Here is a 14,990-nt window from a genome sequence, read left to right on the forward strand (position 1 = left end):
GTCAGTCGAGCAGGTGCTGCTCCAGTTCTCCCTGCAGGTTTCCCAGGCTTCGCCACACTGCTTCGGCCCGTTGCGCCAGTTCGGAACCTTCGGCTCCCCTGTCGTGGGCCTCGCCAAACGCGATGCAATGGGCCAACAACGGCTGGGCGTTGATCAACTCCACTGCGCCCTTGATCTTGTGCACCAGGCGCTCCAGGTCATCCCAACGCCCCGCCTTCAGGAAGCTTTCCATCTCCGCAGCATCAGCCTCATTGGCCTGATGCAACACACTCAGCAGCATGCGGGCCGCTTCGGGTGAGCCGCCGGCGGTGCGATCCAGCAAGCTCAGATCGAGGCAGACCGATTGGTCGTCTTCCTGGATCTCGGGGGCCGTGGTCGGAGGAACCAGGCGCTGCAGGTAACGCTGCAGACCCTCCAGGCCGATGGGCTTGAACAGGCAGTCGTCCATGCCCGCCTCACGACAGCGCATCCGCTCCTCTGCCTGGGCATTGGCAGTGAGACCAACGATCAGGCCGGGGTGCGCACCCCGCTCGCACTCCTGTTCACGGATACGCCGAGCCAGCTCGTAGCCATCCATCACCGGCATGTTGCAATCGGTGATCACCAGATCGAACGCTGACTCCATCCAGATGCGCAGGGCCTCCTCGCCATTCTCGGCCTGCTCGCCCAGTTGCCCGAGGAGTTCCAGTTGTTGCACCAGCATCATCCGATTGACCGGGTGATCGTCCACTACCAGCACGCGCAAGCATCCTGGCGGCAGCTCCCGGACTTCGGGCTGCTCCGCAACGGGTGGCAAAGGCTTCAGCCGCGGCAGGCGCAAGCTCACCGATATCCGCGTACCGACACGCAGTTCACTGTGCATCTCCAGACGGCCATCCATCATGTCCACCAGCCGCCGACAGATGCTCAGACCCAGGCCGGTGCCCCCTCGCCCCACACTCATGTTGCCGGCAAGCTGCGTGAAGGGCTGGAACAGACGTTTCTGATCGGCTTCAGCGATACCGATTCCGCTGTCCTCCACCAGAATGGTCAGCAGCAGGTGCTCTTCGCCGTCGCGCCGGGCCCGCAGGTGGACTCGAACCGTGCCGCGGTCGGTGAACTTGATGGCATTGCTGATGAGGTTGGACAGGATCTGCTTGAAGCTGGAGGGGTCCACCATCACGTCGTCCTGATCGGGCAGGTCCAGATCGAGCGAGAGCCGAAGGCCCTTCTGCCATGCCAATCCTTCGAAGACCCGTACGACCGACTCCGTCAGCGCGCGGGGCGCCTCTCGACGCGGCTCCAGGACCATGCGTCCGGACTCGATCTTGGCGATGTCGAGGATGTCGCCGATCAGCGCCAGCAGGGAATCGGCTGAATCCCGCGCCACCAGGATTGCCTCCCGGTCCAGGCGCTCACGCTTGAGGGCCAGTTCGAGCATGCCGATGATGGCGTTCAACGGGGTGCGGATTTCATGGCTCATGGTGGCGAGGAAACGGCTTTTTGCGACATTCGCCGATTCGGCCTGCTCCTTGGCCTGGCGCAGTTCGTCCATCAGCCGATTGCGTTCGGTGATATCGACCCAACCACAAATCAGCCCACGGATGTCTTGCTGGGCATTGCGGTAGGGAATGGCCCAGTAGGAAACCTCGAGCGTGCAATCCCACAAGTGCAGTTGCTGATCGCTGAACAGCGCCTCCCCCTGTTCCAGGGCCCGTCGGTTCAGTCCCTCCAACGCGTCCAGGGTATCGATCCGCAGCCCTTTCACATCGGTCAGGCGTCGACCGATCAGGGCCGCGCGCGGCACCCCAATGGCGTCGACGTAGCTGCGATTGCAGGTAATGGTCCGGCCATCAAGGCCCCGAACCGACAGCGGAAAGGGAATTCCATCGATCAGGGAACGCTTGAAGGCCAACTGGTCACTCAGGCGCCGCTCCTCTCGCGCACGTCGCGACACCTGACGGCGCAGGTACAGCGCCCAGCCGGCAAACACCAGCGCCAGCAACAGCAGGGCGAAGCCCACCTGGTAAAGCCGTGCCCGGTACTCGACCCAGGTGCTTTCGGATTCCTCAGCATCGGTGTACCAGCGGTTGATGATCGTGCCCAGCTCGTCCGGGGAGATGGACAGCAGGGCCTTTTCGAGAATGCTCTGCAGCTCGGGCGCATTGCGCGACACGGCAAATGAGAAACGGCCCGGGTCCCGCCCAATGGTATCGGCAATGCGCAAGTTGCCCGGGAAGTAGCGATTGATCAGGAAAGTCGAAGACGCCATCGCATGCAACGCCGCATCGACCTTGCCTTCAGCCACGCTGGCAAGGGCCTGCATGCCCGTTTCCACTTCGATCACCGCCACCCCGGGATAATGCTGCCGGATGTACGCGCTCAGGGAGTGCCCGGCCGGGATCGCCAGGGTTCGTCCACCGAGCTGGTTCAGCCCCTGCGGCTCAGTGTCGGACATGCGAACCACCAGCACGCTGCTGGTGCTGAAATAAGGTCGGGTGAAGCTCAGGTACTGGTTCCGCTCGGGCGTGAAGAACAGCGTGGCGGCCATTTCGGCCCGCCCTTCACGCAGATCGGCGAGCATCCCTCTGGCCGAAGGTCTGCTGCTGACTTCGAACTCCAGGCCGGTCCGTTGTCGAATCAGGTCCAGAAGGTCCGGCACTATCCCGCGAAAACGGCCTTTGGCATTGAAGAAGGTCAAGGGTTCGAATGTGCCATCCACCACCAGCCGGGCCGGGCCATGCTGCTCCAGCCAACGAAGTTCGCGCTGGGTGAGCTGGGGCCGGAGATTGTCCAGGAACATTCCCACACCACCTCCCCAGCGCTTCAGGATGCTGGCCTTCTCCGTTTCGGGAATGGCTTGGATCGCGCTATCGAAAATGCGCCTGAGACGCTCGTTGCCCTCGGCCAATGAAAAGCAGACGCCCACCCCATCGAAGCCGGCGAAGTTGGTCATGCGCAGATTGATGAGGTAGCCCTGCCTGATCAGGTAGTTGGCGGCCACGGCGTCGCCGATGAATACGTCGCTCTGGTCGAAAGCCACCGATTGCAGGGCACTGCGCACCGATCCGAACTTGATGGGGCGGGCGTCGGGGTAGAGCTTGTGGATCAGCTCACGACTTGGCCCCTCCGGGGAGTAGGCAAGCCGCAGCCCCTTTAGGTTTCCGGTGGCGGCACGACGATCGTCTATGCGCGTCACCATCACGGGCTGGTGCTGCATGTAGGGCATCGTCTGGATCAGTCCGGGGCTGGCAGCATCTCCCTCTACACTATTGCCCAGTACATCGACCTCGCCCCTGCGCAGTGCATCACGGGCCGCTTGGCGGTCCGTAAAGCGCAGGACCTTGATCTCGACGCCAAGTGACTGGGTGATAAGGCGCAGGAAGTCAGCTGTCACCCCCTCATAGTCCTGGCCGCTGGCGGTTATGTCGAACGGGGGGAAATCAGGCTCGCTGGTACCCACTCGCAACGTGCCCTTCTGCTGCAGCCAGCGCTTGTCCGCCTCGTCCAGCGGCGCTTGCAGGTCTCGCCCCAGAGAGCGGCCCAGCAGTTCCAGCGAGAGGGGGCTTTCGCCAAGGCAGACCGACGGCAGCAGCGAGTCTCCGAGCAGGAGGCAGGCAAGCATGGCGAATAGGCGCATGGGAGTGATCAGACCAGTGCGTTGCGGTTGGCGAACTCCACCAATTCGATCAGGGAGCGGGCGTTGAGCTTGAGCAACAGGCGCGTCTTGTAGGTGCTGACAGTCTTGTTGCTGATGAACATCTCTTCAGCGATGTCCTTGTTGCTGTAGCCGTTGGCGAGGAACTTGAGCACCACCAGCTCCCGGTCGGAAAGACGGCCGATCATCTCGATCTCGTCGGGGAGGCCGACCTGACGCTTGCCTGACTTGATCACATCGCTGGGGAAGTAGCTGTAGCCAGAGAGCACCGCGCGCACCGCTGCCGTGACTTCGGCCAGGTCACCCTCCTTGCACACGAAACCTGCGGCACCGGCCTGCATGCAACGCGTGGCGTAGTGGTTGGGATTCTGGCCGGTGAGCACCAGCACCCGAAGGGGCAGATCCAGCGAATGCAGGCGAGCGATGACATCCAGCCCACCCAGCTTGGGAATTCCGATGTCGAGAATCACCATGTCCGGCTGATGCTCTCGTGCCAGGGCAATGGCATCCACGCCGTTGTCCGTCTCCGCCACGATTGCGTAGCCCTCTCGATCCAGCAACAGGCGCACGGCAAGACGAATCACTGGATGATCGTCGACGATCATGACCTTGTAGGCGGACTCGCTCCCCGGCTCGAGGAAATCGTCCAGATTGACCAGTTTGCTCACAGCATCGCTCCCTTGGCGCGGTTTGGTGGCTGCCAAGATAGAGAAGCTCAATGCACTGTCGACCCCGAAACAGGCCGCTCACCGCTTTCAGGACGCAACCTACTCCACCTTGGGTTCTGTCCTACATGCAGGAGCTGATTTCAACGGGAACCAAGGCTCGGTTCCGGGGAAGCGACCGTCATATCCATGAGCGGGCGTTCTCTCCGGAATGGCAGCTCGTTACCTTTTCCCAGCATCCTCGGCGCTGTCGCTGACATCCGCACTGACATGGCGATTTGCACGACGAGCGTCACAGGCCTCATCTATGCTCCTTTAGCCCTCAGGGAGAGGGGCTAAAGGAGCTGCCGCAATGCCGCAAAAGTTTGCTGAGCGTCGCTTTCCGCTGCACGTCCATATCAGCGCGCTGTTCACCTTGCTTCTGTTGCTCACTGGTGTGGTCCTGGGCCTTTTCAACTACCGCCAGACCAGCCAGATCATCCTTTCCAGCAGCGACGAGCTCTTCGGCCGCATCAGCCAGGAAGTGGAAACCGACCTGCAACGCACCTACCAGCCCATCCACCACCTGCTGAACCTGTTGGCCCTGAGCGGCTCGGACCAGCAGCAAGAGAGCGTCGACCGCCTGGGCATCCTGCTGCGCCCCCTGACGCAGGCGCTGAAGGACAACCCCAAGCTGGCATCGCTCTACCTGGGCTATGACGACGGCGACTTCTTCATGGTCCGCCCCCTGCGCAACGAGGCCCTGAAGAAAACCTTCGATGCCCCGCCGAACGCTGCGTACCAGGTGTGGAGCATCGAGCGCGACAACCAGGCCAAAGCACGCTCGCTGACCTATTTCTTCGACGACCAGCTCAATCAGATCACCACCCGCGAGGAGCTCAACGAGCGCTACGATCCCCGCGGCCGGCCCTGGTATTACCGGGCCCTGGAGCAGGATGGATTGATCACCACCGCACCCTACGTGTTCTTCTCCAGTGGTGCGGTTGGCACAACCCTGGCGCGTCCCAGCGGCAGCGATGCCGTCATCGGCGCAGACCTGACCCTGGACGACCTGTCCGCTACCCTCGCCAACCACCGGGTCACCCCTTCCACCGAGGTGGTGCTGTACCAGCATGACGGTCGTGCAGTGGCCTACCCCGATACCAGCAGGTTGGTCAAACGGATCAACGGCGCGCCCACGTTAGGCGAGGTGAAGAACTTCAGCCCGCCGCTCGCCGCCCTGATCGGCCTCCCTGCGCGGGAAGAACTACGCACCAGCTTGGAAATCGACGGACGCCGCTGGGTCGTCGCCCGCCAGCACCTCAAGGAGGGAGGCCCCCAGGGCCTGCAACTGGCCATCCTGGTCCCGGAAGACGAACTGCTGGATGACGCTTACCGCATTCGCTGGCAAAGCGCGATGCTGACCCTGGCCATCCTGTTGCTGTGCATCCCGGTTGGCGTCCTGCTTTCGCGAATCGTGGTCAAGCCGCTGCGGGCGCTGGTGACCCAGGCCGAAGCCATCCGCAGTTTCAATTTCAGCCTGCCCGCCATGGGCCGCTCGCCGGTACTGGAAGTGGACCAACTGGCGGTGGCCATGGCGCGGATGAAAGACACCATTTCCAGCTTCCTCGAAATCGCCTCCAGCCTCTCGGCAGAAACCCGCTTCGACAACCTGCTGCGCCGCGTCCTCGACGAAACCATCGATATCAGCGAAGCATCCGGAGGCCTGATCTATCTGATAGACAACCAGAAGGGCCGCCTGGAACCCCATGCCCTGTTCCTTAATAACCAGGAACAGGACCTGGAAACCCACGGCATCCGTGGTTTCAGCCTGGAGAGCCCGGCCATGCCGCGCTGGCTGGATCTTCCGGCCCACGAGGGCCCCAGCCAGGTGTGCTCCTTCGGCTATGACCAGGCCGGCGCTTACCGCGACCTGCTGCAAACCCTCGAAAGCCCGCGAGTGCATCTGGTCAGCACCGGATTGCACAACCGCCAGGGCATCACCATCGGCGTGCTGGTCCTGCTACATCGCGATTCGGGCAATGAATCACGCCCCGCCATTCTCAGGCCGGAACGCATTGCGTTCGTTGAAGCCATCTCCGGCGTCGCCGCACTGTGCATCGAAAGTCAGCGCCTGCTGGAGAAGCAGAAACAACTGCTGGATGCCTTCATCCAATTGATGGCCGGCGCCATTGACGCCAAGAGTCCCTACACCGGCGGCCACTGCCAGCGGGTGCCGGAGATCACCCTGATGCTTGCCCGCGCTGCCGCCGCCAGCAATGAGCCGGCATTCCGCGAGTTCCAGCCCAGCGACGAGGAGTGGGAGGCGCTGCACATCGCGGCCTGGCTCCACGACTGCGGCAAGGTGACCACCCCGGAGTATGTGGTGGACAAGGCCACCAAGCTGGAAACCCTGAACGATCGTATCCATGAAATCCGCACCCGCTTCGAGGTACTCAAGCGCGACGCATGGGTGAACTACTGGAAGTCACTCGCCCAAGGCGCTGACGAGCATGAACAGGCGCAGCTTCGGGATACAGCCCTGGCCGCACTGGACGACGACTTCGCCTTTATCGCCCGCTGCAACCTGGGCGGGGAAGCCATGGCCGAGGCAGACCAGGAACGCCTGAAGCACATCGCCGCCCGCTCCTGGACCCGCACCCTGGACAATCGCCTGGGCGTGTCCTGGGAAGAGGCGCAGCGGCTGGCCCGCACGCCGCCGCCACCGCTGCCAGTGGAGGAATACCTGCTGGCCGACCGCCCGGACCACCTCTTCGAGCGCCCCGCCAGCGAGCTGATACCGCCCGATAACCCCTGGGGTTTCAAGCTGCAGGTGCCCGAGTACAAGTTCAACCGTGGCGAGCTACATAACCTCTCGATCGGGCGCGGCACCCTGACCGACGAGGAGCGCTACATCATCAACCACCACATCGTGCAAACCATCCTGATGCTCAACCACCTGCCCTTCCCCGCCCACCTGGCGAACGTGGCGGAGATAGCCGGCGGGCACCACGAGAAGATGGACGGCACCGGCTACCCGAAACGCCTCACCCGCGACGAGATGAGCCTGCCGGCGCGGATGATGGCCATCGCCGACATCTTCGAAGCGCTTACGGCGGTAGACCGGCCCTACAAGAAGGGCAAGACGCTCTCCGAAGCCCTGGGAATCATGACCAACATGTGCCGCGGCGCCCACATCGACCCCGACCTGTTCGGCCTGTTCATCCGTTCCGGGGTGTACAAGGAATACGCCAGGCGCTTCCTCAAGCCGGAGCAGATCGACCAGGTGAATGAGGCGGATGTGCTGACCAAGGCCGGGTTGGCCTGATTTGAGTTCTGGCCAGAAATTCAGGGCGATATCGGGCACGCTTTAATCCACGGAGGGCGAAAGGCAGACCTGCGGCGTGCCTGGCGATTGAAATCGCCCCACAGGAACCGCAAAGCCCCTGGCCTATCAGCCAGGCACAAAAAAGGGCGCCCCAAGGCGCCCTTCTTCATTCCGAACCCCGTCAGGCGTTGACGGAATTTTCCGGATACCACACGTCCAGCAACGGGCTGACAGTGGAGCCGGCCAGTTCAGCGTGGCCCTTCTGCAGCCAGGCTTCGACCTGGGCGCGTTGTTCCGCAGTTACCGAGCCACGTTTGCCGAGGCAGACGAAGCCGTAGTCCTCGGAACCGATGAAGCCCAGGCCGTTGCCCTCGATCGCTTCGTCGATGAAACGCTCGAAGTACGCCGAAACCGCTTCCGGGTCCAGACCCTCCTTGTAGTTGAAGGTGAGCTCGAAACCCAGTTCCTGGAATTCATCAACGCAAAGTTTCTTGCGCAGGCGGCGGGAGCGATTGGTAGCCATTAGGCAGTTCCTCGGCAGAAATGACGGGCGGCACTCTAGCAGCTTCCGTCGCAACTTGCCCGCCCGCCGCTCACCAGGAGTGCTACTGGCAGACGAAATGAGCAGCGAACTCGCACAGTTGGGGCAGGGTTGCGGCATAATGCGCCGATTTCCCGACCCATCATGGGAACAGCTGCCATGTCATTCATTTTCGCCCCTCGCCCTCGCCAGGAGGGCAAGCTTTGATGTTCAAGTCCATTCGTACCCTCGCGCTCGCCGCCCTGATCCTGCCCTGCGCCGCGTCACTGCAAGCCGCGCAGGTCAACACCAACCTTCCGCCCAAAGTGCAGAAGGCCCTGACCGCCAACAAGATCTCCTCGAACTCGCTCTCCCTGGTGACGCTGCCCCTCACCGGTCCGGGCGCCCAGACCCTGGTTAACGCCGATGTGTCGGTGAATCCGGCGTCCACCATGAAGCTGATCACGACCTACGCCGCCCTGGAGCTGCTCGGCCCCACCTATCAATGGAAGACCGAGTTCTACGCCGACGGTCCCCTGAAGAACGGGGTGCTCAACGGCAACCTGTACCTGAAGGGTGGCGGTGATCCCAAGCTGAATATGGAAAAGCTCTGGCTGATGATGCGGGACCTGCGCGCCAACGGCGTACGCCAGGTCACCGGCGACCTGGTGCTGGACCGCAGCTACTTCGTCCATCCGCAACTTCCCGCCTTCAATGATGACGGCGGCGACGACAACAAACCCTTCCTGGTCGGCCCCGATTCGCTGCTGGTCAACCTCAAGGCCGTGCGTCTGATCGCCCGAGCCGAAGGCGGCAAGGTGAACCTGGCCATGGAGCCGCCGATCGAGAGCATCCGCATCGACAGCAAGGTGCAAGTGACCAAGGCTGGCAAGTGCCCCTCCTGGCCCGACGTGCGCTACAACCCGGTGACCCAGTACGACGGCACCACCCTGATCGCCAGCGGCAAGCTGCCGGAAGGCTGCAGTGCGCAGACCTACATGTCCCTGCTTGACCATCCTGGCTACGCCGCTGGCGCCGTACGCGCGTTCTGGAAGGAACTGGGCGGCAGCATCGACGGCAAGGACCGCCTGGGCGATGTGCCCAAGGACGCCAAGCTGTTGGCGCGTGCGTTCTCGCCGGACCTGGTGGAAGTCATCCGCGATATCAACAAGTACAGCAACAACACCATGGCCCAGCAGCTGTTCCTCAGCATCGGTGCGCGCTACCGCACCGCCGCCGATGGCGACGACGCCAAGGCCGCGCAACGGGTCATCCGAAACTGGCTGGCGAAGAAAGGCATCACCGCACCGCACCTGGTGATGGAGAACGGTTCGGGCCTGTCGCGCAACGAACGAGTCAGCGCCCGCGAGATGGCCACCATCCTCCAGGCCGCCTGGCAGAGCCCCTACGCTGCCGAGTTCATCTCCTCGATGCCGCTGGTGGCGATGGACGGCACCATGCGCAAACGCCTGCGCCGAACCGCTCTGGAAGGTGAAGCGCATATCAAGACCGGCACCCTGAACACTGTCCGTGCGATTGCCGGCTTCAGCCGTGACAGCAATGGCAACAGTTGGGCCGTGGTAGCAATCCTCAACGATTCCCGCCCCTGGGGGGCCTCGGCCATCCTCGACCAGGTGCTGGTGGACCTCTATCGCCAGCCGAAGAGCGTCGCTGGCGCCAACTGATTCATGAGTGGCCGCCCCGCGCGGGCGGCCACCCTGTCAGTCGGCGATGCGGATCTGATTGCGGCCAGCCTGCTTGGCCGCATACACCGCCGCATCCACTCTGCGCAACAGGTCGTCGGCATCCTCCCCTTCACGCCAGCCGGCACAACCGAAACTGGCGGTCACCTGCCCTACTCCTGCCACGTTCTCGCGCGCCAGCGCCTGCCACAGTGCCTGAGCCACCTGGAATGCCTGGTCGACATTGGTATCAGGGCAAAGCACCACGAACTCTTCACCCCCCAGCCGACACAGCACGTCGATGCGCCGAAGACGCTCGCCAACCCGCAAGCACAAGGCCTTGAGTACCCGGTCCCCCGCCTCGTGGCCGTGGCGATCGTTGATCTGCTTGAAGTGATCGATATCCAGCATCACCAGCGCCAGCGGGCCTTCGCGACGTTCGGCGCGCGCGATCTCAAGGTCCAGGCGTTCCTGGAAGTAGCGCCGGTTGTAGACACCGGTCAGGGCGTCGGTCACCGACAGTGCGCGCAGCTCCTGCTCCACCAGCTTGAGCCCGGTGATATCGGTGATGTAGCCGTGCCAGAGCACGGCGCCATCCTCGCCACGCTCGGGCACCGACTCGCCCCGCAGCCAGCGCAGCCCCTGGCGTGGAAGCAGCACACGGAAATCTTCGCGCCAGGGGGTAAGCAGTTCGGCTGAGCGACGGATCGAGCTCTGGACACGCTCCAGGTCATCGGGGTGGACCCGCTCCAGCAGCCCCATGGCGTCGTCCCGCGCTACGTCCTGTTCCACTTCGAAGACTTCAAGTACGCCAGCACTGGTATAGGGGAAGCTGAAGTGCCCGTTCGACTCCATACGGAACTGATAAAGCAAACCCGGTACCCGCGCACTGAGCTTCTCCAGCAAGCGATCCCGCGCCTCCAGCGCCTGCTGCACATGCTTGCGCTCGGTCACATCGATGGCAACGCCCAGGAAACCCACCAGCACGTCACGCTCGTCGCGCACGCCGGTGAGTATCAGGCTGCCGATGAGCTGGCTGCCATCGCGGCGCTGAAAAGTCCATTCGTGCTCGTCATAGCGGTCGCCCGCCGTCACTTCCTCCACATAGGCCTGGTAGTCGGGAATCTGCTTGCCCAGCTGTCGCCCCAGCTCCCGACAGCGCTCCTCCACCTCGCGCTCCAGGTGCAACACCACAGGGTGGCGGCCGATCATTTCGAGGGAGCGGTAGCCAAACATGCGCTCGGCACCAACGTTGAACTGGAGGATCGCACCTCGCAGGTCAGTGCTGATGATGGCCACCTGGGTCGCCGCATTGAGGAGGCTGCGCAGTTGTCCGTGAGCCATGGCCAACTGCAGTTCGACTGCCTTGCTGGAGCTGATATCGGTCTGGGTGCCGATCATGCGCAACGGCGAACCATCGGCCCCGCGTTCAACGACCTTGCCGCGGTCCAGCACCCAGACCCAGCGACCGTCCTTGTGCAGCATGCGATGTTGACTCTGGTAAACCGCACTGGCGCCGCGCAGGTGGCGCTCCAGCTCAGCACGCGCCAGGGGCTGGTCCTGGGGATGGATCAGGCGATTACGGGCTTCGAGGCTGTCATTCACCTCATCTTCCGCATAGCCGAGCATGGTCTTCCAACCGCTGGAAAGAAACATGCGACCGGCTTGAGGTTCCCAGTCCCAGACGCCATGCCCGGCGCCATCCAGGGCAAAGCTCCAGCGCTCCTCGCTCAACTGAAGCTCGATCTCGCGCTCGCGTAGCTCCATCGTGCGCTCGGCCACCAGGGCCAGGGCGCCCTGCCGTTGATTGACCATCAACAACAGGTATCCCGCCAGCAGCAGGGTAAATGCCAGGCCACTGATCGCCACCAGGTTTGCCGTAGAAAGCGGCGGCCCAGCAAGGAAGGCCGCGCTCGGCACCACTTCCAGCAGGTAACGGCGATCAGCAAACGGCACTACGCGGCGCAGGCGCAGCTCGCTCTCCGGCGCCTCGGCACTCTGGTAGATCAGTTGCTCATGGCCGTCCTCACTGACATCACTGACCCGCATCACCAGGCTTTCAAGGCTGTGCGGCGCAATCGCCGCCTCCATCTCCAGGTTCAGGCTGAGCACCGACACGACGAAACCGCGCAGGCCCGCATCGCTCGGCACATTGCCTTCGTACACCGGCGCCAGGATGGCCACACCGCTGGCTTCACGCTCCACCACGCCGATCACCCGCAACAGCTCGGTGACGGTGATACCGTGGGTCCGGCGCGCCTTCTCGATGGCCGCACGTCGCGCCGGATTGGAATTCATGTCCATCCCCAGGGGCACTTCATCGATGCGCGCGGTCACGCTGTAGTAGACCGGGAAATACTCATCCCGCGGTGGACTGGGCACCAGGCGGTCGCCCTTCAGGTCGCGGATCGCGAAGCCGGCCATACCCTCGGCACGGGCACGCGACTCGAACGTCTCCCGCATGCTCCCCGTAATGCGCGGCACCCAGGAATAGACCAGGGTGTCGCCCAGCAACGGACCGACGAATCCCTGGAATTCTCCAAGGGTGACCTCACGGGAGTTGCTGAAGAAGCGCTGGACGGCATCCAGCTCCTTGAGCTGGCCGTCCAGGCGCTCCTGGATCCGGCTGATGCGTTCGCTGGCTGCCAGGCTGAAGCGCTCGCGCAACTGCGCCTCTTCTGCGTGACGCACCGCCTGGCTGAGCAGGAGGGTAAGCGCCGCGCCGCCGAAGACGGTCAATAGACAAACCAGCCAAACCAGCGGGCGGCCGGACAGCAATGCCGACAGGTTCAGTTTTTCCTTCGCAAGCGACTGCATGCTCACTTCTCGAATCTGGGTGTGGAAATACCGTCCCTGTGAGCATCAACATAGCCAGATGGTGGCACTTTGCCTAGGTGCGCGCATGGGCAACCGACCGGCCAAGGCAAACGCCGGACGGCCGGAGCCGCCGACGCCGGTGTCGAGAAAGGAAAGCGCTGAGGCGCGAGGGCGCCTCAGCGGGTAGTCATGCGCCAGGCACGATGGATCTTCGAGTTGCGCGCGAAGTCCGGATCCAGGGTTTCGGCACTGATTTCAGTGACTGAATAGCGGGACTCCAGGCTTTCATCCAACTGGAACTTGCGGAAGTTGTTGGAGAAATACAGCGCCCCACCCGGTGCCAGGCGCGCCATGGCCAGATCCAGCAACTGGACATGGTCACGCTGCACATCGAACACACCCTCCATGCGCTTGGAGTTGGAGAAGGTCGGCGGATCGATGAAGATCAGGTCGTATTCGCCACGGTCTTCCGCCAGCCAGGCCATCACATCGCCCTGCTGGAGCTTGTGCTTGTCGGAGAAACCGTTCAGCGACAGGTTGCGCCGCGCCCAATCCAGGTACGTCTTCGACAGGTCGACGCTGGTGGTACTGCGCGCACCACCCTTGGCTGCATGCACGCTGGCGGTGGCCGTGTAGCAGAACAGGTTGAGGAAACGCTTGCCGGCAGCCTCACGCTGGATGCGCAGACGGATCGGCCGATGGTCGAGGAACAGGCCGGTGTCCAGGTAGTCGGTGAGGTTCACCAGCAACCTGACCCCGCCTTCGCTGACTTCCATGAAGCGTCCTTCGCTGCCCTGGCGCTCGTACTGGCGGGTGCCGCTCTGGCGCTCGCGGCGCTTGACCACCACACGGGCCGGGTCCACATCCAGCGCCTGGGGAATCGCGGCCAGGGCATCCAGCAGGCGCGCCTGGGCCTTCTCTGGGTCGATGGATCGAGGCGGTGCGTATTCCTGCACATGCACCCAGTCGCCATAGAGATCGACGGCAAGCGCGTATTCAGGCATGTCGGCGTCATACAGGCGATAGCACTGAATGCCCTCCTTGCGCGCCCACTTGCCCAACTGCTTGAAGTTCTTCTGCAGGCGATTGGCGAACATCTGGCCACCTTCGCTCAAGCGCGCAGGCTCGCTACGCGGGGCGGCGCGATCGCCCTCCCCGGCTGCACGCCGCTCGCCCGTGACGAACTGTTCCGGCAGGACCTTCAGCAAGAGCAGCTTGCACGCCAGGGCGCCGTTCCAGAACGCGTACTGCTTGTGGCTGCGAATGCCCATGCGCTTGCCCAGTTCCGGCGCCCCCGTGAACACTGCCGCCTCCCAGCCCAGGCAGGACTGACGCAGGCGCTCGCCGAGGTTCTGGTAGAGGTAGAGCAGACTGGCTTCATCACCCAGGCGCTCGCCATAGGGCGGGTTGCTGATGACCAGCCCCTTCTGGTTCTGGTCCGGACGCGGTTCGAAGGTGGCCAGCTCGCCCTGATAGATCTTCACCCAGTCGCCAAGACCGGCACGTTCGATGTTGTTGCGGCCGGGTTGAATCAGGCGCGGATCGGCCTCATAGCCGCGAATCCACAGCGGCGGCTTGGCCAGGCCCGCCTCGGCGCGCACACGAGCCTCTTCGTGGAGCTTCTTCCACAACGCAGGCACATGGCCCAGCCAATTGGAGAAGCCCCAGCGCTCGCGTTTGAGGTTGGGCGCAATGTCGGCGGCCATCATCGCTGCTTCCACCAGGAAGGTGCCGACGCCGCACATGGGGTCCGCCAAGGCACCGCCTTCTGCGGCGATCCTCGGCCAACCGGCACGGATCAGGATGGCTGCGGCCAGGTTCTCTTTCAGTGGTGCAGCACCTTGCTGAAGGCGGTAACCGCGCTGGTGCAGGCTGTGGCCGGCGAGATCGAGGGAGAGGATGGCCTCGCCCTTTTCCAGACGCAGGTGGATGCGCAGATCCGGGTTGACCTTGTCGATCGACGGGCGCGTGCCATCGGCGGTACGCAGCTTGTCGACGACAGCGTCTTTGACTTTGAGCGCGCCGAAGTGGGTATTGTCGATGCCCGAACCATGGCCACTGAACTCGACCGCAAGGCTGCCGTTGGACATCAGGTGGTCGTGCCAATCCACCGCCAGTACGCCCTGGTAGAGATCCTCGGCGTTCTGCACCGGGAAGCGCTTGAGCACCAGCAGTACCCGGTTGGCCAAGCGGGACCAGAGGCAGAGGCGGAAGGCGGTTTCCAGGTCACCCTGGCCGCGCACGGCAGCAACCTGCTCGCGTACGTCCTGCAGGCCGAGTTGCGTGGCCTCGTCGGCCAACAGGCCCTCCAGGCTCTTCGGGCAGGTAAGGAATAGTTCGTAGCGATCCGACATTGGAGAAT

General features: G+C 63.3%; 7 protein-coding genes. 2 read left to right on the forward strand and 5 right to left on the reverse strand.

What is annotated here, in order from left to right; all coding sequences use genetic code 11:
- Position 1: 1 nt before the first annotated feature.
- Complete coding sequence (locus FFS60_RS18650) at positions 2-3,619, reverse strand: transporter substrate-binding domain-containing protein (protein ID WP_137822799.1); 3,618 nt, start codon at positions 3,617-3,619, stop codon at positions 2-4.
- A gap of 8 nt (positions 3,620-3,627) precedes the next feature.
- Positions 3,628-4,242 (reverse strand): response regulator transcription factor, encoded by a 615-nt coding sequence (locus FFS60_RS18655; protein ID WP_028627173.1) that lies wholly within the window; start codon positions 4,240-4,242, stop codon positions 3,628-3,630.
- A gap of 412 nt (positions 4,243-4,654) precedes the next feature.
- Between FFS60_RS18655 and FFS60_RS18660 the strand changes: the two genes are divergently transcribed.
- Positions 4,655-7,609, forward strand: a complete 2,955-nt coding sequence (locus FFS60_RS18660) for an HD domain-containing phosphohydrolase (protein WP_137822800.1) — start codon at positions 4,655-4,657, stop codon at positions 7,607-7,609.
- 181 nt (positions 7,610-7,790) lie between these two features.
- On the opposite strand, the gene FFS60_RS18665 is transcribed toward FFS60_RS18660, so the two are convergent.
- Positions 7,791-8,132: a YggL family protein gene (locus tag FFS60_RS18665; RefSeq protein ID WP_137822801.1), complete on the reverse strand. Its 342-nt coding sequence runs from the start codon at positions 8,130-8,132 to the stop codon at positions 7,791-7,793.
- 224 nt (positions 8,133-8,356) lie between these two features.
- Here FFS60_RS18665 and dacB point away from each other — a divergent pair, with 224 nt between their 5' ends.
- Positions 8,357-9,814 (forward strand): D-alanyl-D-alanine carboxypeptidase/D-alanyl-D-alanine-endopeptidase, encoded by a 1,458-nt coding sequence (dacB, locus tag FFS60_RS18670; RefSeq protein ID WP_028631376.1) that lies wholly within the window; start codon positions 8,357-8,359, stop codon positions 9,812-9,814.
- A 36-nt stretch (positions 9,815-9,850) separates the two neighbouring features.
- On the opposite strand, the gene FFS60_RS18675 is transcribed toward dacB, so the two are convergent.
- Both FFS60_RS18675 and rlmKL read right to left on the reverse strand, forming a co-directional pair.
- Positions 9,851-12,628: a diguanylate cyclase gene (locus FFS60_RS18675; protein ID WP_137822802.1), complete on the reverse strand. Its 2,778-nt coding sequence runs from the start codon at positions 12,626-12,628 to the stop codon at positions 9,851-9,853.
- Between the two features lie 176 nt (positions 12,629-12,804).
- Positions 12,805-14,982: a bifunctional 23S rRNA (guanine(2069)-N(7))-methyltransferase RlmK/23S rRNA (guanine(2445)-N(2))-methyltransferase RlmL gene (gene rlmKL, locus FFS60_RS18680; protein WP_137822803.1), complete on the reverse strand. Its 2,178-nt coding sequence runs from the start codon at positions 14,980-14,982 to the stop codon at positions 12,805-12,807.
- Positions 14,983-14,990: the final 8 nt, after the last annotated feature.

This window comes from Pseudomonas sp. D(2018) (assembly GCF_005502555.1).
Taxonomy (GTDB): domain Bacteria; phylum Pseudomonadota; class Gammaproteobacteria; order Pseudomonadales; family Pseudomonadaceae; genus Metapseudomonas; species Metapseudomonas resinovorans.